The 21,916-nt window shown below is 54.0% G+C and carries 18 protein-coding genes; 9 read left to right on the forward strand and 9 right to left on the reverse strand.

The features are described from left to right. Positions 1-55 precede the first annotated feature (55 nt). Complete coding sequence (locus AC6I8J_RS21800; protein ID WP_161736737.1) at positions 56-1,627, reverse strand: sensor domain-containing diguanylate cyclase; 1,572 nt, start codon at positions 1,625-1,627, stop codon at positions 56-58. A gap of 282 nt (positions 1,628-1,909) precedes the next feature. Between AC6I8J_RS21800 and AC6I8J_RS21805 the strand changes: the two genes are divergently transcribed. After that, complete coding sequence (locus AC6I8J_RS21805) at positions 1,910-2,311, forward strand: H-NS family histone-like protein (RefSeq protein ID WP_497825877.1); 402 nt, start codon at positions 1,910-1,912, stop codon at positions 2,309-2,311. Positions 2,312-2,401: 90 nt separating this feature from the next. Here AC6I8J_RS21805 and AC6I8J_RS21810 read toward each other — a convergent pair whose 3' ends face one another. The 4 genes from AC6I8J_RS21810 to AC6I8J_RS21825 form a co-directional block, all read right to left on the reverse strand. Further along, positions 2,402-3,394, reverse strand: coding sequence for a GlxA family transcriptional regulator (locus AC6I8J_RS21810; protein ID WP_253418494.1), 993 nt, complete (start codon positions 3,392-3,394; stop codon positions 2,402-2,404). Between the two features lie 75 nt (positions 3,395-3,469). Further along, positions 3,470-4,249: an MBL fold metallo-hydrolase gene (locus tag AC6I8J_RS21815; protein ID WP_260059746.1), complete on the reverse strand. Its 780-nt coding sequence runs from the start codon at positions 4,247-4,249 to the stop codon at positions 3,470-3,472. A gap of 274 nt (positions 4,250-4,523) precedes the next feature. Then, a complete protein-coding gene (ahr, locus tag AC6I8J_RS21820) occupies positions 4,524-5,540 on the reverse strand; it encodes an NADPH-dependent aldehyde reductase Ahr (RefSeq protein ID WP_107320469.1) in 1,017 nt (338 codons plus the stop codon). 104 nt (positions 5,541-5,644) lie between these two features. Beyond that, the gene (locus AC6I8J_RS21825; protein ID WP_222925694.1) at positions 5,645-7,618 is read right to left on the reverse strand and encodes a methyl-accepting chemotaxis protein; all 1,974 of its coding nucleotides are present in this window, start codon (positions 7,616-7,618) and stop codon (positions 5,645-5,647) included. A gap of 358 nt (positions 7,619-7,976) precedes the next feature. Between AC6I8J_RS21825 and AC6I8J_RS21830 the strand changes: the two genes are divergently transcribed. Continuing rightward, a complete protein-coding gene (locus AC6I8J_RS21830; protein WP_497825885.1) occupies positions 7,977-8,210 on the forward strand; it encodes a type II toxin-antitoxin system RelB/DinJ family antitoxin in 234 nt (77 codons plus the stop codon). Between the two features lie 131 nt (positions 8,211-8,341). Here AC6I8J_RS21830 and AC6I8J_RS21835 read toward each other — a convergent pair whose 3' ends face one another. Next, positions 8,342-8,635, reverse strand: a complete 294-nt coding sequence (locus AC6I8J_RS21835) for a hypothetical protein (RefSeq protein WP_161736671.1) — start codon at positions 8,633-8,635, stop codon at positions 8,342-8,344. A 201-nt stretch (positions 8,636-8,836) separates the two neighbouring features. Here AC6I8J_RS21835 and AC6I8J_RS21840 point away from each other — a divergent pair, with 201 nt between their 5' ends. Next, positions 8,837-9,013: a con-10 family general stress protein gene (locus tag AC6I8J_RS21840; protein ID WP_009093122.1), complete on the forward strand. Its 177-nt coding sequence runs from the start codon at positions 8,837-8,839 to the stop codon at positions 9,011-9,013. 222 nt (positions 9,014-9,235) lie between these two features. On the opposite strand, the gene AC6I8J_RS21845 is transcribed toward AC6I8J_RS21840, so the two are convergent. Then, positions 9,236-12,340, reverse strand: coding sequence for an efflux RND transporter permease subunit (locus tag AC6I8J_RS21845; RefSeq protein WP_497825878.1), 3,105 nt, complete (start codon positions 12,338-12,340; stop codon positions 9,236-9,238). Between the two features lie 284 nt (positions 12,341-12,624). Here AC6I8J_RS21845 and AC6I8J_RS21850 point away from each other — a divergent pair, with 284 nt between their 5' ends. Together AC6I8J_RS21850 and yajD are read left to right on the forward strand one after the other, a co-directional pair. Beyond that, positions 12,625-12,792, forward strand: a complete 168-nt coding sequence (locus AC6I8J_RS21850; RefSeq protein ID WP_190285975.1) for a hypothetical protein — start codon at positions 12,625-12,627, stop codon at positions 12,790-12,792. A gap of 232 nt (positions 12,793-13,024) precedes the next feature. Beyond that, a complete protein-coding gene (gene yajD, locus AC6I8J_RS21855; protein ID WP_497825879.1) occupies positions 13,025-13,372 on the forward strand; it encodes an HNH nuclease YajD in 348 nt (115 codons plus the stop codon). Positions 13,373-13,426: 54 nt separating this feature from the next. Here the strand turns inward: yajD and AC6I8J_RS21860 are convergent, their stop codons facing one another. Further along, positions 13,427-14,155: a 2-phosphosulfolactate phosphatase gene (locus AC6I8J_RS21860; RefSeq protein WP_285088903.1), complete on the reverse strand. Its 729-nt coding sequence runs from the start codon at positions 14,153-14,155 to the stop codon at positions 13,427-13,429. 202 nt (positions 14,156-14,357) lie between these two features. On the opposite strand from AC6I8J_RS21860, the gene AC6I8J_RS21865 reads away from it, so the two are divergent. The 4 genes from AC6I8J_RS21865 to AC6I8J_RS21880 all read left to right on the forward strand — a co-directional run bounded on the left by AC6I8J_RS21865 (position 14,358) and on the right by AC6I8J_RS21880 (position 19,763). Continuing rightward, entirely contained in the window at positions 14,358-14,696 is a 339-nt protein-coding gene (locus AC6I8J_RS21865) for a cupin domain-containing protein (RefSeq protein ID WP_161736674.1), read from the forward strand. Positions 14,697-15,222: 526 nt separating this feature from the next. Next, positions 15,223-17,550 carry an FdhF/YdeP family oxidoreductase gene (locus AC6I8J_RS21870; protein ID WP_161736675.1) on the forward strand — a complete coding sequence of 776 codons (2,328 nt, stop codon included), beginning with the start codon at positions 15,223-15,225 and terminating at the stop codon, positions 17,548-17,550. Positions 17,551-17,769: 219 nt separating this feature from the next. After that, complete coding sequence (locus AC6I8J_RS21875) at positions 17,770-18,885, forward strand: metallophosphoesterase (protein WP_161736676.1); 1,116 nt, start codon at positions 17,770-17,772, stop codon at positions 18,883-18,885. Positions 18,886-18,962: 77 nt separating this feature from the next. Then, complete coding sequence (locus AC6I8J_RS21880; RefSeq protein WP_497825880.1) at positions 18,963-19,763, forward strand: MBL fold metallo-hydrolase; 801 nt, start codon at positions 18,963-18,965, stop codon at positions 19,761-19,763. Positions 19,764-19,814: 51 nt separating this feature from the next. Here the strand turns inward: AC6I8J_RS21880 and AC6I8J_RS21885 are convergent, their stop codons facing one another. Then, positions 19,815-21,740: a methyl-accepting chemotaxis protein gene (locus AC6I8J_RS21885; RefSeq protein WP_497825881.1), complete on the reverse strand. Its 1,926-nt coding sequence runs from the start codon at positions 21,738-21,740 to the stop codon at positions 19,815-19,817. Positions 21,741-21,916 lie beyond the last annotated feature (176 nt).

The raw sequence follows: 21,916 nt of genomic DNA on the forward strand, positions 1-21,916 counted from the left end.
CGCTCCCTGTTGAGGTTGAGCGATTACCGTGCCACAGGTGCAGTTCAGAATTTGATCACGCGTGCTGAGCCGGGCGCTTTTCACACATCACCCGGTTGCGCCCTGCCCGTTTCGCACGATACAAGGCCTCATCCGCACGCTCTATCAGCGCCTGTTTCCCCTGCTGTGAATCAGTAGCCAGATACATGGCACAGCCTGCACTCAGGGTAATGTGCTTTTGCGGCAGCTCAGTGGTCATATGCGGAATAGTGAGCAGATTGACGGCTGCGATGATGGACTCCGCCAGGTCCAGCGCAGCGGACAGCGGTTGTTCAGACAAAATGATGGCAAACTCTTCGCCGCCATAGCGGGCTGTGAGTTCGTTTTTGCGCCGGGCGGCGTGTTTCAGAACGGTGGCCACTTTTTTCAGACAGTCGTCACCGGCTACATGACCGTAAGTGTCGTTGTAACGTTTAAAATAGTCGATATCAAACAGAATCAGTGACACGGGCATGCCACTCAGCTCCGCATTCAGCAGGCTTTCTGTCAGCATGTGGTCGAAATGGCGACGGTTAGCAACCCCTGTCAGCCCGTCACTCTGTGCCTGATTTTCCAGGGAGCGATTCGCTGCTGTCAGTTCATCGCGTAATCGTGTCAGCTCACGCTGATAACGCAGCGTATGGCGCACCTGACGCAGCACAAACGCACCCAGTAAAAGAATAACAAGTAGCAGAGCCAGACTCAGAATCAGATCCTGTACCCAGCTCTTAAGCCAGTAGTTAAAGAGGGCACGCTTATCGTAGCCCGCGGCTACCACCAGCGGATATCGCTGTGAGCGGACAAAACCGAAGATGCGCTTTTTACCATCAAGCGCAGCCGTCCATTGACCGCTTCCTTTATCCGAATTGGCCAGGATCTTCAGGAACAGCGGACTCACTGAAAGATTTTTGCCGATGTAGCTATCGGGCATCGGCCGGGCGTAAAGCACCGTACTGTCTGCCAGCATCAGCACCAGCACATCGCCATCACTGAGTTCGTAGTAGCTGTAGAAACGGCGAAAGTAGTCCACTTTAACGGTGGCGAGCAATACACCCTTAAAACCGTTGTAAGCATCGTTGACCCGCAGGGTAACCGGAATTACCAGTTCGTGCGTGGTGCGGCTGCGAATGACCGGGCCGATATGCAGGTTATTGCGCGGGCTGGCACGATGATAATCGAAATACTCACGGTCGGAATTATCAACACCTGGCGGTATCCTGCTCATCGAGGTCGCTATCCACCGGCCCCGCTCATCATAGTAGAACAGACCGTGAAGTTGCGGCAGATGGCTCTGCAAGAGATGCATCGTCTGACTCAATGCCTTACCCTCTGCACCGGTGGTGGCGAGCTGCTTTTCAAGCTCACGTTGTACTTCGCGCAATGAAAGTTCGGTTTGCAGAAACGTATCGTCAGCCTGCCGCGCCTGCGAAAGTGAGAGATTCACGGCCGTATCCTCAGCTTTACGGACGGTTTCATTCCAGTCTTCCCGCAGCGTCCACACATTTAATCCAATTACCGCCACAGTGAGTAATACACCTGAAAGCATTATGCTTCTCAGCAGCGGTGAAATTTCTGGCGCAGGACCATCATTTTTACGGCGAAACTTCATGCCTGTCCTTAATAAACCCGGTTGACTGATTTAAGCACAGTTAATCAAAAGCAAAAATGCAAATCCCGCAATCCCGCAATCCCGCTTCGATAATGACAACCTGCATTAAAACAGCAGAATTCGCTTAAATCCTCACCTTAACTGGCTCAATCAGTGTTCATAGTGCAGCATTACTAGCGAATAAATCCACATTTAAGCTTCAATTCGCAGGCACGTAAATGTTACCCTTGCCGGCTGAATAATTTGCACTTTATTGATTAGCCTGGATATTTGAGGAAATTTATGAATAAGAACCTGAGCAGCCTGAATAATATCCGCACGCTTCGTGCAGAGGCGCGCAATATGGCTCTGGATATGCTCGAAGAGTTGCGCCAGAAATTAGAGACCGTAGTAAATGAGCGTCGTGATGAGGAAAACGCGCGGGCAGCAGAAGCCCGTGAAAAAGCGGAGAAGCTGGCGTTTTACCAGGAGCTGTTGCTGGAAGAAGGCATTAACCCAGCGGAGCTGGTAAATAGCGCATCGCCTTCCGAAACCGGTACAAAGAAACGCGCGAAACGTCCGGCCAAATACCGTTACACCGATGAAAATGGCCTGGTCCGTTACTGGACCGGTCAGGGTCGAACGCCCTCCGTCATTAAAGCGGCGATTGAAAATGGTCAGTCGCTGGATGATTTCCTGCTTTAATCGCAACATTTCTGCCGGAATAGTGACCGCTACTGTGTGACACTATTCCGGCATTAAAATCCCGGAATGCCGATAGCCATCCCGACTTGATCATGCGTTATCTTTTGCCACTTTCTCGTCGTTCACCCTCTTCTGTGGACCACGAAACGTCCGGCGCCACTCGCTGGGAGAGACGCCAAACCGGGATTTGAAACGCTGCCGGAATGAGACAGGTGAATCAAAGCCTGCCTTTGCTGCTACACATTCAATGCTGATGCCGGTGGTTTCCAGTAACTGCTGGCTACGCTGCAGACGCTCAGCCGTCAGCCAATCGCCCAGTGACATCCCCGTCGCCTTATGAAAATGGCGCGTCAGCGTTCGCCGGCTCATGCTGAGTGTGTGCGCGAGTGAGTCCAAATCCTGCGGCTGATGCAGATTCTCTCGCAGGAATGCCAGCAGTGCATTGATCTTACCGTCTCGCGTGGACGCCGGAACTGGCCGCTCAATAAATTGCGCCTGTCCGCCTTCACGGTAAGGCGGCACCACCATACGTCTGGCCACCCGATTCGCTACGGCGCTGCCATAGTGCTGACGGATGATGTCCAGACAGCAGTCGATACCCGCCGCAGTGCCGGCAGAGGTGATAAGACGATCGTCCCGGGTATAAAGGGCATTGCTGTCGAGCAGAACCTGCGGAAAGCGTTCGCTGAAGTCACGCTCAAATTCCCAGTGGGTAGCAGCCCGATGCTGATCAAGCAGGCCTGCATAAGCCAGTACGTAAGTCCCCAGACAAAGTCCGACGACCTCCGCGCCACGCTGCCAGGTAGCCATCAGCTTATCAAGCAGCGCCTGTGACGGTTTTTCGTCCGGATTGTGCCAGTATGGCACGATAACGATATCTGCCTGATCAAGCAGGGTTAGCCCATGCGCCACCATGATTGACAGCCCCATCTCTGAGATCACCGGGCCTGATTTTTCTGCACAGATATCAATATGAAACAGATCCTGCTGCGGCAGAGCAGAGCCGAACAGAATGCAGGGAACTGAAAAATGAAATGGACTAAAACCGGCTGTTGCCAGCACAGCAACTCTCAGAGCAGCCATCTTCCCCCCCTTATTGTGTGAAAATGTATGATTAAGAATGAACCGCGCAACTGGGCCGGTTTAATGCCACGATGCTCAGAACATCATCGTTTCACCATCTTCCGGGATCACTACCTGGTCAGCAATATCCTGTTCCTGGGTGTAAGCTCGCAGTTCAGCGCGTGTCAGCAGACAATGGTTGATCGCTTCCATGTGCGAAGTTACCAGTGTCGCTTCAGGCAGAATATTGAGCGTACGCAGCGTATCCTCTTTTCCCATGATAATCGGGCCATAGAGATCGTTAGTCGCATTGCCGGCATTGATTACCACGACCTGCGGCTGAAAACGTTGCAGCGTTCTGACATAAGGCTTAACCCAGACGGTATCCCCGGCAATGTAGAGCGTTTTTTCTGACGGATGGGTAAACACCAGACCACAGGCATCACCCAGAATATCGCCCATTGTTTTGTCGGCGTACAACGCATTGCTGCCATGCTGACCCTCTGTTTTGTGGATTGTCAGGCCGTCGACAAACGAATTTTCATCCTGCAGCACCCGAACATGTGCAAAACCCTGCGAACGAATCAGCGCTGCATCACTTTCATTCTGGCTATAGATCATCATCGTCTTCGGTATAAGCTGCTGCGCAGCCTCGTCCCAATGGTCCATATGTGTGTGGGTGACAATCACTGCATCTACCTCCAGCAGCGCCTCAACCGGGAGAGGCAGCTCAACCATGGGATTGCGCAGATGGGGACGGGCGTTACCGGTAAAGCCTGGCCACGCTTCTTTATCAGCCAGCATCGGATCGATCATGAATTTATTGCCTGCATACTCCAGCAGCAGTGTGGCATTACGAATCTGGGTCAGCTTCATTGTGTGCTCCATAAACGGTCTGTTTTGATATCAGCCAGGCTTACAGGCTGCGATAAGTTCACTTTACCGCATGCTCTGACCTGCCCGTGACAGGCTCACAGGACAGTGTTCGATGGATTCGGGCCAGTTTTGAATGTATCGCTGACGGGAGTCCGAGCTTGATGGAAGAAAGGGCATGACCTGATTGTGAAACAAATTATCAGGAGCAGGGCTGACAACATGAGGACAAAAAAAATGCCGCAGCAGGCTGCGGCATATTCATTTCAGATTCGCATCAGAAATCGGCTTTAAGAACCACGCGGTAATTGGCTTTACCGGCGCGGACGTGATCCAGCGCTTTATTGATGTCTGACATCGGGAAGAATTCAACCTGTGGCGCAATATCCGCACGCGATGCGAGTCGCAACAGCGAGCGCAGCTGGCCTGGTGAGCCGGTTGATGAACCGGTTACCGCTTTGTCGCCCAGGATCAGATCAAAAGCACTGACTTCAATCGGCTTCATTACGGCACCCACAGTGTGGAATTTACCCTGAGGTGCCAGCGCGGCGAAATAAGGTTTCCAGTCCAGGTCGACTGCCACGGTGCTCAGGATCAGATCAAAACGACCCGCCTGCTTCTTCAGGGCTTCAGGATCACGGCTGTTAACCACTTCATCCGCACCCATATCCAGAATCGACTGCTTCTTATCCGGCGTTGAGCTGAAGGCCACGACTTCGGCACCCATCGCGTGCAGGAGTTTAATCGCGATATGGCCCAGACCGCCAATACCAATCACGCCAACACGGCTGGTCGCAGTGATGTTGCTCATCAGCAGGGGTTTAAATACGGTAATACCGCCGCACAGCAGCGGACCGGCGCTGGCCGCATCCAGTTTTTCCGGCAGCGGGATAACCCATTGCCAGTCGGCGCGCAGCTTCTCGGCAAAACCACCCTTGTTCATGATGGTCGGGATGCTGCCCTGCTGACAGTTAACCTGCTCGCCGTTGATACAGGCATCGCAGTGCTGACAGCTTTTGGCTGTCCAGCCAATTCCTACACGCTGGCCGATTGAGAGACCTTTGCTTTTAGCCGCTTCGCCCAGGGCTGAAACCCGGCCAATCACTTCATGTCCTGCAATCACCGGGAACTGAGAGATGCCCCATTCGTTATCGATCATCGACAGATCTGAGTGGCAGACGCCACAATATTCCACCTGGACTTCGACTTCTTCGGCTGCCAGCTCGGCGGCATCGTACTCATAGAGTTCAAGGGCCTGGCCAGCCTGCATGGCTGCATAACTTTTGATTTTCATTAGTACCTCTGCGTGGTTAATCACCGACAAGTGTAACAACTGAAAGCCTGCCTTGCCTGGCCGTTACGCTTACACCGCACTTTTTTGTCTTTTATGTTGATAAATCAGCCTTTAACCTGCGCCCCGGAAAGCGTTTGTAACACTTTGAGCTGCGCGACCGCTTCCTGCATCGCGTCCATTCCCTGCGTCAGTTCACGCAGGCTGCCGAGATGCTTCGCAATGTCGGCGCGCTCATGTCGGGTCTGCTGATTCATGGCTGCCAGCGTATCGGCCGCGCTGATGCTGCGCTCAGCCATCTGTGCCGCCGTCTGTGCCGAGTCATTGGCCACCAGCCGGATCCGTGAGATGGTGGTAACCGCCTCGCCGATGTTACTCGCCGTGGCTTCAGCCTGCTCTTTCGACGAATGTGCCAGACGACGAACTTCGCCTGCTACTACGGCGAAGCCGCGGCCAGCCTCGCCTGCACGTGCTGCTTCGACAGCGGCATTCAGCGCCAGAATGTTAGTCTGGAAAGCTATATTGCTGATGCCATGCGTAATCTCATTGATGCCATTCGATATTTTTTCCAGATCGTCAAGCCCTTCATCCAGCCGGCCCTGCGCCTGCTGACTCTCAGTGGCGATGTTGCTGATGTTACGGATACTGCTTTCTGCCAGACTCAGCGTTTCGCCCTGGCTGTGAGTCGCCGTTTCCAGTACCGGTAGCGCCTCCATCAGCGGCGTCAGCGCCTGCTGATAGTTGATCACCCGATCCAGCACCCGTGTCTGAATGCTGTTCAGCGCTTCCCAGCGGCGCAACGCGCGCTGCGCGTAATGGGCAGCGTAACCGGCATACTCCACCGGAAACTGGCTCATCGCTTTGACGTCATGATTGAAAAACACCAGCGCCGAAAGCGTCTGATTGATTGGCACGCCCAGGATTTCACCAAAGCTGGAAAAGCCGGCCGCGGCAATCCCTTTGAAGAAGTGGGCATTGTGCAGTTTGTCAGCATTACCTACACGACGCAGGATACAGTCGTTCATGAGTATTGCGGCCGGTTTGCCATGCCGGGCAGTAAAAGCCTGCCACTCCTGCTGTGTCGCCTGTTTAAAGTCTTTTTCTTCCATCAGGAACAGCCGATCGCCAAACTCAAGGTCACAGAAAAAGTGCACGCCACCCGATTCAATTTTGGCGATCGAGCGAATGAAGTACTCCCCACCGACTTTAACGCCGAAAGTTAACCCCTTTAGCCGCTCGGTCAACTGCGCTTCGGTGCAGTTGAGATGTTCACACAGCGACGCGACAAACGGCTGCTGCTGACCCTGACGGTTAAATACAGAAGTGACGGTGCGCGCAATCGGATCGGCTTCAGCAATCAGCCAGCTCTGCTCGCGTGGCGTGAAGTTCTGGCTTTTAAACGGCGCAAAGGATTTTCCTGCTGCCATCTGGCAGAACACGATGACAGCCTTGCCCTGCAGTACCCTCCCACCCGCACCAATCCAGGTGCCATCAAAGGTGATTTTGCCGCCCGCTGAACCACCAATCGCCAGGCAGGGAAAACGCCCACAGTTGTACCAGGCCTGCATCAGAAAGCCTTCTGACGCTGACAATCCATCGCAGTAAATCATGGCGAAAGTACGATCCGCCGAAAGCGGCATCCGCACCTGCAACCGTGCCAGCTCCTGCTGGATGGCGGTGATACGCTGGCTGGCGGTCTGTGTGTCGGCGACATGCAGGTCGACAATGTGTGTCTCATGACTGGCGATCAGCGTGTCGGGCAGCCAGAGATAGCTTCCTTCCGGGCCATTCCCCTCACAGTAGGTACTTTGTGATCGACTGCTGCTCAGCGCACCGTTGGAAGAGAGCGTCAGCACCGTCAGATCGGGGGTGTTAAAGCGCTGCCAGGCCTGACTGACCCGCTGAAAATCGGCTTCTGGTGGAACAAACGTCATCAGGATCCCGCCCGCGCGCGAGCTTAAACCAATGGAAGAGAGTGAATCTGGCAACGCACGACAATCCCAGGTGCCATTCGCTGGCTGGCTGCTACGCCTAAGACGGGCAACAGGCAGGCGTCTTTTGATCGTCTTAATGATCGACATATTATTATTTTCGCTTTTATGTGAGTAACTTGCGCTTAATTCGCATTGTCTGATGTGTATAAAAGGAGGGCTAAATGCAGGTCCGTTCGCGTTCAGAACTCGTCGCTGAGTGCCGGATTCATCATTGACTGGCGCGCTCAACGCCATTGAGTTATCGCCACCAGCGGGAAAACCTTTAACGATTGCTGCAGTTGGTTTAATGGATGAGTTTGTTACATTTTCGTAGCATAAAATAATACAGGACGAGAGTCTGGCGGGCAGATGTAAAGCTATGCTGGTAACTGATGTCTGCTGTTTGCGATGCAGACTCACCAATACGCTAATTGTAATGTCAAATGTAAATACAAAAGGGCTGACCCTGGGCACAATTAACATTCGAATCGATGATGATCTGAAAACACCATCCTATGCTGCGCCCGAAAAAATGGGTGTAACGCCATCTGATGCGCTGCGCCTCATGGCTGAATATATCGCAGATAATGAACGTCTTCCCTTTAAGCAGACGTTACTCAGTGACGAAGATGCAACGTTAGCAGACAGCGTTAAAGAACGCCTGAGGAACCCTGAGCCTGTACGGGTCACACTTGGATGATCGTTAATGCGCTGGGTCGCTTATGTGGTGGCTGTCGGAAAAAGAGAGCACTCAGAGGTTTATTCTGCGGCCTCCTGGCGTCTCTCTTAAACGGACGCCTTCACTGCTAAAAATGAGCAGCTCTCTGCTCATTATGCACTCTGCTCCTGCCAGTGCCGTTCGCAACGCTCCCGCGCTTCGGCAGTCAAATCGCGTAGATCGGGCAGCGTATCGCCGGAGCCGTAGCCCATTGATCCCATCGCTTCCTGCTGTTCATCCTGCGCAGCAAAAGTGATTTTCTCCTCCAGTTTCTGCCAGCTATCGCCCTGCTGTCGTGAGATCACAGCAAAAGTGGGCGTCTGTGCATCATCGCCGTAGATTTCATATTTCTGCTTCTGCTCGTCAGAACCAAACTCAAGCGTGTCGATTAATGTCGCGTCGCTCATAGCATTCTCCTTTTTCGTCAGGCCTTTAAGCGTAGCTCATCAGTCATTGCCCTGCTGTGGCTAACCGGCAGAAGAAATTTAATCTCTGCCTTATCAAGGCCTTGACGCTGTGCATTTGCATAAACGAAGCGGGCGACTATGCTTCCTGGTGTGACTAGCTAGTCCTTTTTATCTAATGGAACATTGATATGAGGTCTTCCTATGACACAACAGAAATACAGAGGTGGTGCCGGTAATTTTGCCAACGATCCGGAACGTGCGAGTGAAGCTGGCAGTGCAGGAGGCAAAGTCAGTGGGGGCAATTTCAAAAATGATCATGAGAAAGCCAGGGAAGCCGGTCGGAAAGGAGGCAAGATTAGTCGCCGTCCTTCTAAGTAATTCTGAATAAAGCGCTTTAGGACGTTTTACGCCATGGAGTGGCATCTCTCCTGAGTGAACCCACGACGATTTTCGCCCCTCATCTGTCTCTGCCATAAAATACTTTTACGCTTTTTCACCTCTCTGGTATGCGCGACCCGGATAGCGGATCTGACGGCACGTTTTACCGGAGGAGCCGTGATTTCAGCCCGCCAGTCCTGTCGGACAGACGAGCTGAGAGCATTATTTTGCGTCACGATGCCGGGTCAGATAGTGCTTCACCAGCACAAAGAATAGCGGAACGAAGAATAATGCCAGCACGGTACCTGCCAGCGTGCCGCCAATGATACCGGTGCCGATGGCGATGCGGCTGTTAGCACCGGCACCGGTCGCCAACGCCAGCGGTATCACCCCGGCGATAAAGGCCAGTGAGGTCATCATAATCGGTCGCAGACGGGTGCGTGCCGCCAGTAACGCTGCAGCACTCAGCGAACTGCCCCGACGCACTGCATCCTCGGCAAATTCGATAATCAATATCGCGTTCTTGGAAGTCAGCCCGACCGTAGTCAGCAACGCCACCTGGAAGTAGATATCGTTGCTTAATCCGCGCAGCGCCACGGCAAGCACCGTACCCAATACACCGAGTGGCACCGCTAACAGTACGGAGAATGGCACCGACCAGCTTTCATACAGCGCAGCCAGGCAGAGGAAAACCACCAGAATCGAGATCGCATAAAGCGTGGTCGACTGCCCGCCCGCCTGCTTCTCCTGCAGCGAGAGTCCGCTCCACGCGCCCGTCGTGCCTGCCGGTAGTTCATTGGCCAGCCGCTCAATGGTGTTCATGGCATCACCGGAGCTGAACCCTTCGGCGTTCTGACCCTGAATTTCATACGAGGCAGAGCCGTTGTAGCGGTTAAGACTTTCCGGTCCCATGGTCCAGCGGGTCGAAGCAAACGCTGAGAACGGCGTCATGCTGCCTTCACTGTTACGGATGTACCACTTATCCAGATCCGACGGCGCGGAGCGATACTGACCATCGCCCTGCAGATAAACGCGTTTCACCCGGCCACGATCAATAAAGTCATTGATGTAAGCTCCGCCCCAGGCGCTGGTCAGCGTGTCGGTAACATCATCCAGCTGAAGTCCCAGCGCCACCGCTTTACTGGTATCGATATCAATCTGCAGCTGCGGAGTCTGTGGCAGGATATTCGCCCGCACGCCGATCAGTTCCGGGCTTTGCGCGGCGCTCTGCAACAGCTGATCGCGGAGGTTACCCAGTTGCTCACGCGTGGTGCCACCGCTGGCCAGCAGCTCATAGGTGAAGCCATTATTCTGTCCCAGCCCCGGCACCGACGGCGGTGTCAGTGCAAAGATCTGCGCATCCCGAATCGACGCAAGCGCATAGGTGGCGCGTCCGGCAATCGCTTCGGCAGAGTTCTCACTGCCGGGTCGCTGGTCCCAGTTTTTAAGTTTGATAAACGCCATACCGGCATTCTGCGCCGCACCGCTGAAGTTAAAGCCGTTGATGGTGAAGACCACATCAATGTTCTGTTTCTCTTCCGTCAGGAACCAGTCAACAATCTGCTGATTAACGGCCTCTGTGCGGCTGGCGGTTGCGCCCGCAGGCAACGTCGCCTGAAGCATAATGCTGCCCTGATCTTCGGTCGGCAGGAAGCTGCCTGGCAGTCGGGTGAACATCACAAACAGCACCACGCCCATTGCGGCGTAGAGTGACACCATGATTAGCGGACGACGCAACGTTTTCACCACTTTATGACGATACTGACGCTCGGTGGCAGCATAAAAGCGGTTAAACCCGCCAAAGAAGCCTTTGCGATGGGGTGCTGTTGGCCGCAGCAGCATGCCACACAGCGCAGGCGTCAGGGTTAGCGCCACCACCACAGAGAAGGTCATGGCGGCTATGATAGTGACAGAGAACTGCCGATAGATCACGCCGGTTGATCCGGCAAAAAAGGCCATAGGCAGAAAGACAGCGGAAAGCACCAGCGCGATAGCCACCAGCGCACCGGAGATCTCCTTCATCGACTTTTCCGTTGCCTCACGCGCCGGCAAACCTTCGTCATGCATAATGCGCTCGACGTTTTCCACAACCACGATCGCATCATCCACCAGTAGCCCGATAGCCAGTACCATCGCAAACAGCGTCAGGGTATTGATGGTATAGCCGCACAGCGCCAGTACACCAAAGGTGCCGAGCAGCACGACCGGCACCGCCAGCGCCGGGATCAGCGTCGCGCGGATGTTTTGCAGGAACAGGTACATCACCACCACCACCAGCGCGATGGCTTCAATCAGGGTGATCACCAAATCCTCAACGGAGATTTTGATGAAGTCGGTGCTGTCGAGCGCATAGGCCACTTCGTAGCCCTGCGGCATCGAGTGGCGATACTCTTCAACTTTGTTTTTGACCAGCGTCGCCGTGGCCAGCGCATTCGCACCCGGTGCCAGCATTACGCCGACACCCGCCGCAGGATGCCCGTTGAGTCGGGTGGTCATGTCATAAGATTCGCCGCCCAGCTCTACCCGCGCCACATCCCCTACCCGCACGATGGCGCCGCTTTTATCACTTTTAACAATGATGTTGCGAAATTGTTCCGGCGTCTGCAGCCGTGACTGCGCTCTGACCGTGGCCGTGAGTTGTTGATTGTCAGGTGATGGAAGGCCGCCGATTTTACCGGCTGAAACCTGAATGTTCTGCGAGCGTATTGCTGCCGACACGTCGGAGGGCTGCAACGCATAAGAGTTTAGCTTGAAGGGATCGAGCCAGATGCGCATCGCATACTGGCCGCCAAACACCTGGATGTCACCGACGCCTTCAGTCCTGGCCAGCGGCTCCTGCATATTACTGACCAGCCAGTCGCCGATATCGGTGCTGTTGCTTTTACCTGTCGTATCATACAGCCCCATCACCAGCAGGAAGTTCGACTGTGATTTGGTCACGGTGACGCCAAGCTGCTGCACCTCGCTGGGCAGACGCGAGAGCGCCTGCTGCACCTTGTTCTGCACCTGCACCTGCGCGGTATCCGGATCGGTGCCCTGACTGAAAGTGACGGTGACCGACACATTCCCCTGCGAGCTGCTGCTGGAGGTAAAATAGAGCAGATTATCCAGCCCGGTCAGCTGCTGCTCAATCACCTGAGTGACGCTGTTCTCCAGCGTCTCCGCAGAGGCACCGGTGTAAGTCGCACTGATATTTACCGAGGGCGGTGCAACATCAGGATATTGTTCAACCGGCAACAGGGTGATGGAAAGCGCACCAAGCAGCATAATTAAAATGGCAACAACCCATGCGAACACGGGACGATAAATAAAAAAGCGAGAAAACATCAGCGGGATCTCATCCTGTGGGGCGGGAGTAAAACCTGCATTCCTGCAGGTCAACAAACTGCGTAGATTATAGGTTGTCACATCCGGTTAAACATCCTGACATGATCTTTTCCTCAACCGGGCTGATCGCGACGCGGTGCCGCCAGTTTATTTTGTAGCGGCCTGATCGGGTCATATCCGGTGTGATTGCTAAAAACATCGGTGTGGAACGAATCTGATGATGAACTGAGCAAAATAGTCATCCCTGACTATCCTGAAAAAAGGATATCAATCAGGAGAGAACAATGAAATTTTTCTACTTCGTTTCGCTTATCGCCTCTGCACTCTATTTACTGATCTTTCTGCCCAAACTCCGTACCCGACGCGAACCCATTGCCTACTGGGGGTGCTGGATTTATCTGGGAGCCAACGCGATTTTCTGGGCAGTTTATGGCATCCGGCATTACATTTAGCGCGGAATTTTAAGCAAAGCGGTAAATCTTCATGTTTCTGGCGTTATCCTGCTGATAGGCAGGGCTAGCGCTGGCAACAGGTTAAGTTTTTAGTAGCGGGTAGCTGCCGGTTATCGCTTTGAGCTTGTCAGCCCGCCTTCCCGCGTAACAGGATGATTTTTCCTCTGGTTCCGTTGTGGGATATAGTGTCTGCACTATCGTGAACACCTCTGCAAAACAGGTAATCAATGCCATGGCTCTGATCCCTAAAAACTATTCGCGGCTGGAAAGCGGCTACCGTGAGAAAGCACTTAAAATCTTTCCGTGGGTGTGTGGGCGCTGCTCACGCGAATTTGTTTATTCAAATCTGCGCGAGCTGACGGTTCACCATATTGATCATGACCACACCAATAATCCGGAAGATGGCAGCAACTGGGAGTTGTTGTGTCTCTATTGTCACGACCATGAGCACTCGAAGTACACCGAAGCTGACCAGTATGGCACCCGCGTGGTCGCAGGCGAGGATGCACAAAAAGATGTTGGTGAGGCGACCTACAATCCCTTTGCCGATCTGAAGTCGATGCTGAATAAGAAGAAGTAACCGCTTAATTTTTGAGCCTGTCAGGACAACAATGCGCTGACAGGCTCAGCCTCGTTACGAACCTGCCGCATAAAAATCACCCTGCAACTGACAGGCCCACTGCGCGCTATCCAGATCCAGACAGAGATCGACATCCTCCTGAAATCCGCGCTGTTGAAGTTCCAGCGCTGAAGCGCATTCGCGAAGAGATAATAGATTCAGCTGCTGCCAGGCGGCAACCGCACCTGCTGCTTCCGGGGAGCAACGGTCATGCCCGATTGCCGCAATAATGCCACCGGCTGCAGCATAGTCCTCTGTGGCCGGCCGAAGCGTGCCATCGGGCCAGCGCTCCCCACAGGGGATAACCAGAATGCGTTTAAAGTCCCGGCAGGCCATTGCAGTCTGCGAGAGGTTCCTGAAGCAACCGCTGAATACGGTGACGTCCGTATCCACATCCCGGGCCAGGAATGAAATCGCTGATCCATTGGGAGACGGCAGTACCAGTTTCTCGCCCTCTGCTATTTTCCTGATCGACGCAGGCGAGAGACTAAAACCGTCCCTGTCAGATAATCTGTCGAAGCTGGCGAGCCGTGCGCCGATGTTGTTTGCAAAACCGATGGCAGATGCATCCTTCCAGGGGTAAGGATAAACCTGTGCGCCATTATCGACCGCTATGCTGACACAGGTGGAGAAAGACATCACATCGACGATCACGATACACTCCACATTCTTTGCCGCGTAACGGACTGCTGCTGTCCCCCACTCAAGGCGAACGTCAAATCTGTCCTGATTAAACCAGTGCATATCTCATCCTCCGTTACAGGCTGTCAGGCGTGCACCGCTCAATCTATGACACGCCATTGGCGGGTCATGATCGATTAGGTTACCACCACAGCCAAAAATCCATTGAGGTTATTACCAACACTAAAATTTGAGCGTCAACAACCTGGCCTTGTATAGTTAGCCGGGGTTTGAATCCTTACAACAACAATCAGGGCGCAGGACGATGATTTCAAAAGAGAATGCAGAACATTATGTCTGGGGAGACGGGTGCGATGGCTGGTATCTGATAAACCGCAAAGATATGTTAGTCATTCATGAAAAAATGCCGCCCGCCACCCGTGAGAAAAGACACTATCATGCTTCCTCCCGGCAGTTTTTCTTTGTTCTTCAGGGCGTACTGTCGATGGAGCTGGAGGGCGAAGTGCATGATATCAGTGCGCAACAGGGAATCGAAATTCCGCCACACGCTAAACACCAGGCCAGAAATAACAGCGATGCGCCAGTGGAGTTTATTGTGATTTCTCATCCGACAACACGAGGCGATCGTACAGACCTCTCCTGATCGGCCAACAACGCCCGGCAACGGTGCTGTCTCATGATGTGAACAGATACCTGCAGAACGATACTTTAAATACCAGAGCGGGTTGTTAATTTGTGCGGTAATAACGATCTGTTATATTTTCCTGTGCCCGGATCCCGTTACACCAACACTGCCGTTGTGAATATTTTTTCCGCTTTAGTGTACAGGTAGAAATATTAACCGTAATGACTTTCCCCCTAAGAAATTAAACACTTCAGGCTCGCTATCAGATTATCAGCCTTCTATAACAACCATTTACCTGCCATCGTTTTATTACCAGTCATAGTAACCTTTCAGTCTCTGATAAATTACCCTGATGATAACGCAGTACCGTCTCGTTTATTATTACCTGACCCTCCCTCTTATTTCATACCAGAAAAACAGAGCGCAGGATCCCTGCCGAAACATTTTGAGAAAAAATTTTGCTGAATAATAGCCACAATCCACGTTGCTGTTCCTTTTTATGTACCAGGCTTAGCCGATAACAATAGAGACAATGTGGAGCATTATGAAAGAGCAAAATCGCACAAATGGCATCGCCCCTTATGGGGGTGCTGCCGGTGGTTGGGGCGCACTAAAGGCGGTTGCCGATGCTATCCGCGGCCAGATGTCAGTAAAGCAGGATGTGATTGCCCTGTTTAAAGTCAACCAGCCGCAGGGCTTTGACTGTCCGGGCTGCGCCTGGCCAGACCCGCAACACGCCTCATCTTTTGAATTCTGCGAAAACGGGGCGAAAGCCGTCTCGTGGGAAGCCACCAGCAAGCGCACCACGCCAGACTTTTTTGCTGCGCATACCGTGACTGAATTGTGGGAGCGCAGCGCACTGCATCTGGAGGGAGAAGGACGGCTGACCCATCCCATGAAGTACGATGCCACTACCGACACCTATCAGCCCATTGAGTGGGAAACGGCGTTCCAGGAGATTGGTGAGCATCTGCGCAGCTATGACGATCCCGATAGCGTGGAGTTCTATACGTCGGGCCGCGCCTCCAATGAAGCGGCGTTCCTGTGGCAGCTGTTCGCCCGCGAATATGGCACCAACAACTTCCCTGACTGTTCAAACATGTGCCACGAACCGACCAGCGTCGGGCTACCAGAGTCGATTGGCGTTGGTAAAGGTACGGTAGAGCTGGAGGATTTTGACCACTGCGATCTGGTGCTCTGTATCGGTCATAACCCTGGCACCAACCATCCGCGCATGCTCGGCACGCTGCGTGAAGTCTCTAAACGCGGGGCCACTATCGTGGCGATAAACCCACTGCGTGAGCGCGGGCTGGAACGCTTTACCTCGCCGCAAAGTCCGATTGAAATGCTGTCAATGAGCTCTACTGAGCTGGCGTCGACCTATTACAAAGTGCGGGTTGGCGGCGACGCGGCAATGCTCAAAGGCGTGATGAAGATCCTGCTCACTATGCACGAGGAGGCATTGAGCCAGGGCAAACCCGGCGTCATTGATGACGCATTTATCAGGGAGCACACAGAAGGTTTTGATGCCCTCAAGGCCGACCTGGAGAGCACCGACTGGGAGCATATCCTGAAAGTCTCTGGCATGGCGCGCGAGGAGATCCAGCATATCGCCCGGCTGTATGCCAGCGCCGAACGGACCATCATCTGTTATGGCATGGGGATTACCCAGCACCAGTATGGCACCCAGAACGTGCAGCAAATCGCCAACCTGCTGCTGATGCGCGGCAATATCGGTAAGCCGGGCGCAGGTATCTGTCCGTTACGTGGACACTCCAATGTGCAGGGCGACCGCACTGTAGGCATCACTGAGATTCCGCCGCAGTCGCTACTGGATGGTATTGAGAAGGTGTTTGGTTTCAGGCCGCCGCAAAAGCATGGTCACGGCGCGGTGGAGGCGATTAAGGCCATGCGCGATGGCAAAGCTAAAGCGCTGCTCTGTCTGGGGGGTAACCTGGCAGAAGCAATCTCCGATCCCCAGGTGACGTTCCCGGCCATGCGTAATTTAGATCTGGTCGTGCATATGGCCACCAAACTCAACCGCTCACACCTGTTACTCGGCAGGCACAACTATCTGCTGCCGGTGCTGGGCCGGACTGAGACCGATGTTCAGGCTACCGGCGCGCAGAGCGTAACCGTTGAAGATTCCATGTCGATGGTACATGCCTCGCGCGGTTCGCTGAACCCGGCTTCACCTCATCTTAAATCTGAACCCGCGCTGGTCGCCTCACTGGCTAAGGCAACCCTGCCAGACAGCGTGGTTGACTGGTCAGCCATGGTCGCCGATTACAGCCGCATCCGTGATGCCATTGAAGCGGTGTTCCCGGCGTTCGAAAACTTTAACGAGCGGATTAAGCATCCGGGAGGTTTCAGGCTCCATAACGCCGCATCAGAACGGGTCTGGCTCACGCCTTCCGGTCGTGCGCAGTTTAAAGTGATGCAGGGCATTAACGAAGATCCCCGCTCGCTGAAATGCCATGATCTGGTCCTCACCACCCTGCGCAGTCACGACCAGTACAACACCACGCTGTACGGACTAAATGACCGCTATCGGGGCGTGACAGGCCGCCGCGATGTGCTGTTTATCAATGCCGAAGAGGCAGAGAAACGAGGACTGCGGGTGGGTGACCGTGTCGATCTTATGGCACTGGATCCGGAGGGTAATCCCACCTCGCGTCAGATGAAAAACCTGACCATCGTGATTATTGATATGGCACCAGGTTCAGTCGGCGCTTACTACCCGGAAGCCAATGTGATGGTTCCGCTCGACAGCCACGATACGAAAAGCGGCATTCCCGCCTATAAAAGTATTCCGATCGCTATGACGCGGGTAACCGACGAGACGCACACCACCTCAGGTATGCTTCGCTAGTCTGACCTGCCAGACAGTGAATGTTGTCAGCGTGGCCAGTGTTCCGGTCACGCTGTTTTTACATTTTCGGCCCTCAGCTTCTTTTATCACCGGTAAAGCACCCCGCGCGAAGTAACCCGAACGGCAGCATCGTATACACTGATGTGCGAAAAACAGTTCTATAAACGATTGTCTCATATTTGCCTGCGCTGACGTTTAGCGCCCTACCGGAAGACTGCCATGTTTCACCTGATTTTCAGCTTACCCAGCTGGTATGTTATTGCGCGCGTGATCATTCCCTTATCCCTGCCACTGGCCATCAAGGTCCTGCTCTCAGCACTGGTGCTGCTGGCCTCACAATATCTGCTGGTAAGCCGCTTTACGTCAGGCGGCATTTTCTCGGCAGAAATGCCCCGCATTATCATCATCCTGTTTAACTGGGCGTACAGCACCGTGCTGCTGCTGGCGCTGCTGCAGATGCTGATGGATGCAGTCATGCTGATCGCGCTGCTGTTGCGGCATCCGCTGGAGCTGGTGCCTGGTGTTCGCTATCTGGCTGCGGTGCTGGCGATGGTGCTGGCTGCTGTTGGAGTGCAGCAGGCGATTCGGGTGCCGCCGGTCAAAGAAGTGACGCTGGTCCTGCCCAATCTTCCGGCTGAGTTCGAGGGCTATCAGCTGCTGCAGCTGACCGACCTGCATATCACCCGGTTGTTTAATGCGGCCTGGACCGCCGCGATGGTTCAGCGAGCGATGTCTCTTAACGCCGATCTGATTGTGATAACGGGCGATGTGATCGATGGCAGCCTGGAACACAGGCGTCATGACGTCGCACCACTGCGCGCGCTGACCGCCCCTGACGGCGTATGGGCGATTACCGGGAACCACGAATATTTCTTCCATCAGGCAATCTGGACAGCACATCTTGCCTCACTAGGGCTGCAGCCGCTGCTCAACAGCCACACCGTTATTCAGCGCGGAACCGCAAAGCTGGTAATTGCCGGCCTGCCAGACGCCTCCGCACCCGGCAGAAATGCGACCGGCCCCGATCTGGCCCGCGCGCTGGCACAGGCACCTGAAAGCGCACCGGTGATCCTGCTGGATCATCAGCCGCGCAATGCCCGCCAGAACGCGGCGCAGGGCGTGGATGTGCAGCTTTCAGGACATACGCATGGCGGTCTGATTATCGGACTGGACCGGCTGTTTGCTAAACCCAATGCCGGATTTGTGTCCGGGCTTTATCAGGTTGGCGGAATGCAGCTCTATGTGAATAACGGCACGGCACTCTGGCCCGGCATGGCGGTCAGGCTGGGCCGTCCATCGGAACTGACGCGGATTACTTTACGCCGCCAGCGGTGATCGTGTGACGAAACTGCGTCAGGAAAGTGCGGTTTTTGCAGGTGTGCATAAGCTTGAGTAAGACAAAGGAGATCACCATGACGATGTTATGTACCGCCTGCGGCACCGCTTATCCGCCCCAGTCTTCTCATCAGCATTGCAAAATCTGCGAGGATGAACGTCAGTACGTTCCTGCCACGGGTCAGGGCTGGATCGCGTTTGACGCGCTGCGCGCCAGCCACGCGAATAAGTGGACGGCCCACAGCGATGCGCTGTTAAGCCTTAAAACCGTGCCTGAATTTGCCATTAATCAGCGTGCCTTTCTGCTGCGTACGCCACACGGCAACGTGCTCTGGGACTGTATTGCTAACCTCGATGACGCCACTTTTACGCTGATCACGGCGCTGGGCGGCATTGATGCTATCGCGATTTCACATCCGCACTATTACACCACCATGCAGGAGTGGGCAGAGGCGTTTAACGCGCCCCTGCATCTGCACGCCCGCGATCGGCAATGGATTGTCCGGGATAGCCCGCATATCCGGTTCTGGGAGGGTGAATCCCTGGCGCTGATGCCATCGGTGACACTGTTACGGCTGGGCGGCCACTTTCCTGGTGGCAGCGTGCTGCACTGGGATGAAGGCGGAGGCGTAATGCTGGCGGGGGATATCATGCAGGTCACGCCGGGTGCGCATGGCGTGTCATTTATGTGGAGCTACCCGAATATGCTGCCACTGTCAGCCGCCACAGTAGGCGACATCCTGCATCGGCTTGATGACGTGACATTCGGGGAGCTTTATGCCGCGTTTGAAGGTCAGGATATTCGTGAGCAGGCGAAAGAGAAAGTGATTCGATCGGGAGAGACCTATCTGGCCTGTCTGCGGGATCATCAGGCGTAGCAGGCGTTGAGAGAAAACAGCCGCCCACAGGTGGCGGCTGCTTTAACACTATTATGCCGTCTGGAACACCGCAACCATAGTACGCAACTGGCCTGCGCGTGCGGCAAGCTCATCAGCAGAGGAGGCCGATTCTTCTACCAGCACGGCGTTCTGCTGCGTCACCTGATCCATCTGGTTCACTGCAATATTGACCTGAGAAATACCACTGCTCTGCTCCTCAGATGAAGAAGAGATATCACGCATCAGCTGAGAGGTCTGTTCAATAGCACTGACGCTCTGCTTCACTTTGTCGCCTGCGTTCTGCGCCATCGCAATCCCTTCCTGCGCATGACCGACCGACTGCTCAATCAGGCTCTTGATCTCTTTTGCTGCACTGGCGGAGCGTTGTGCCAGCGCACGCACTTCGGATGCGACAACCGCAAAACCTTTGCCCTGCTCGCCGGCGCGCGCCGCTTCAACCGCGGCGTTCAGTGCCAGAATATTGGTCTGGAAGGCAATGCTGTCGATCACAGAGGTGATCTCTTCAATCTGACCCGAACTGCCGCGGATTTTGTGCATGGTCTGCATCACGGAATCCATCGCCGCGCCGCTTAACAGTGCCGCCTGCGTCGCTGATTCTGCGCGATCAGAGGCAAAGCGGGTGTTATCTGCATTCTGCTGAATAATTGATGCCAGCTGTTCCATGCTGGCCGCTGTTTCAGCCAATGAAGCCGCCTGCTGTTCGGTGCGAGACGAAAGGTCGCCATTGCCACGGGCAATCTCTTCCGAAGAGTTAGCAATGGTGGCGGCGTTACCTTTGATATCCGAAACCAGCTGGGCAAGACGCTGCTGCATCCGCATTAACGCAGTCAGCAGTTCAGCCATTTCATTACTACCGGAAATCGTCAGCTGTGCTGTCAGATCGCCTGCCGCGACGCGACTGGCCACTTCGACCGCTTCTTTGACCGGACGGGTCACCGAGCGGGTGATCATCACCGCCACCAAAATGGCCAGCAGAGCGACGGCCAGCAGACCTGCCAGCAGCAGATACTGCGCCTGACGCCTTTTATCAATCTGTACTTCCATCAGCTGTTGCAGGCGGATACTGGTTTGCTCGCCCAGCTCCGCATAGCGGTTAATCGCCTGAGTAAACACCCGTACATATTCAACCGGCGCCACACTGGCGTGCCCGCTCACAAATATACTATCAGCCAGTTGCAGTGCGCCTTGTGCCTGCTGATTCGCATCCTCTGCCAGACCAGAGAACGTGGTTTTCAAATCCGGCTCAATGAAGAATACCTTGTCCATATTTTTGCTGAACTGTGCCAGCGCGGTTCTGCCATTATCAAGCTGGAATGCCAGACGACTGCGATCGGCCTCAGAAATATTTCCACTGGCAATCAGCGACGTACCATTGGCTCGGATCTGACCCAGAGTTTCAGTCAGCAGCGGCAGGCGACTATAGATGCTGACGATCAGCTGGTAGGTATTTAAATCTGCATCCAGCGAAAGCTGATAAAAATCCAGCACATCCTGATTGGTGTCCAGTAAGACCTGAATCAGATGGGCGTGACGCGTCAGGCTGGTTGCCAGCGTGAGTTTGCCAGCGTTGATATCATCCTGCAGCTGACCCCACTCCTGATTAACCCGCTGCAGCGATTTCAGCGGTTGTGCCTGCTCGTCATCCTTGCGCAGATCGTCAGCAATCGTTCCGGATAACGTATTGATTTGCGAGACCAGCGCCAGACGTGGTGCGTTATCAGGCTTGTTAAGGGAGATGGCGATAGCGCTCTCTGCACGATGACGCTGTAACAGGTTAAGGAGTTTCAGGACTTTTTTCTCAACCGGTATGCCAGATAGCTCTACATTCTTGGTATCGATAAGCTGATTACCTGTCTGAATAAACAGAAAGGTAGGTAAAATAAACAACACCAGTGCAAAGGTGCCCAGTAACAGGAATTTTGCTGGCAAATTAATCCGGTCGAGTATTTTTTTCATTCTTTTCCGCTCTGATGTGTGAGGCGTGCTGGTGAGTAGTGCACAAAATTGCTCGTGTAATATTATTTTTACCCTTTCTTTTGCATAGCCAGAGGCGCCTCATTCAGCACAATATTGCTATAAAGGAAGGAGTTTCGTATAAAATATCAGAAATGTATATCGCAACAGAAAGGAGT

Source organism: Pantoea sp. X-Soil-ISGK-355 (assembly GCF_059730805.1).

Bases quoted from the DNA above. Each gene is read 5' to 3' on its own strand.
- AC6I8J_RS21800 (WP_161736737.1), bottom strand. From the start codon at position 1,627: ATGAAGTTTCGCCGTAAAAATGATGGTCCTGCGCCAGAAATTTCACCG.
- AC6I8J_RS21805 (WP_497825877.1), top strand. From the start codon at position 1,910: ATGAATAAGAACCTGAGCAGCCTGAATAATATCCGCACGCTTCGTGCA.
- AC6I8J_RS21810 (WP_253418494.1), bottom strand. From the start codon at position 3,394: ATGGCTGCTCTGAGAGTTGCTGTGCTGGCAACAGCCGGTTTTAGTCCA.
- AC6I8J_RS21815 (WP_260059746.1), bottom strand. From the start codon at position 4,249: ATGAAGCTGACCCAGATTCGTAATGCCACACTGCTGCTGGAGTATGCA.
- ahr (WP_107320469.1), bottom strand. From the start codon at position 5,540: ATGAAAATCAAAAGTTATGCAGCCATGCAGGCTGGCCAGGCCCTTGAA.
- AC6I8J_RS21825 (WP_222925694.1), bottom strand. From the start codon at position 7,618: ATGTCGATCATTAAGACGATCAAAAGACGCCTGCCTGTTGCCCGTCTT.
- AC6I8J_RS21835 (WP_161736671.1), bottom strand. From the start codon at position 8,635: ATGAGCGACGCGACATTAATCGACACGCTTGAGTTTGGTTCTGACGAG.
- AC6I8J_RS21840 (WP_009093122.1), top strand. From the start codon at position 8,837: ATGACACAACAGAAATACAGAGGTGGTGCCGGTAATTTTGCCAACGAT.
- AC6I8J_RS21845 (WP_497825878.1), bottom strand. From the start codon at position 12,340: ATGTTTTCTCGCTTTTTTATTTATCGTCCCGTGTTCGCATGGGTTGTT.
- AC6I8J_RS21850 (WP_190285975.1), top strand. From the start codon at position 12,625: ATGAAATTTTTCTACTTCGTTTCGCTTATCGCCTCTGCACTCTATTTA.
- yajD (WP_497825879.1), top strand. From the start codon at position 13,025: ATGGCTCTGATCCCTAAAAACTATTCGCGGCTGGAAAGCGGCTACCGT.
- AC6I8J_RS21860 (WP_285088903.1), bottom strand. From the start codon at position 14,155: ATGCACTGGTTTAATCAGGACAGATTTGACGTTCGCCTTGAGTGGGGG.
- AC6I8J_RS21865 (WP_161736674.1), top strand. From the start codon at position 14,358: ATGATTTCAAAAGAGAATGCAGAACATTATGTCTGGGGAGACGGGTGC.
- AC6I8J_RS21870 (WP_161736675.1), top strand. From the start codon at position 15,223: ATGAAAGAGCAAAATCGCACAAATGGCATCGCCCCTTATGGGGGTGCT.
- AC6I8J_RS21875 (WP_161736676.1), top strand. From the start codon at position 17,770: ATGTTTCACCTGATTTTCAGCTTACCCAGCTGGTATGTTATTGCGCGC.
- AC6I8J_RS21880 (WP_497825880.1), top strand. From the start codon at position 18,963: ATGACGATGTTATGTACCGCCTGCGGCACCGCTTATCCGCCCCAGTCT.
- AC6I8J_RS21885 (WP_497825881.1), bottom strand. From the start codon at position 21,740: ATGAAAAAAATACTCGACCGGATTAATTTGCCAGCAAAATTCCTGTTA.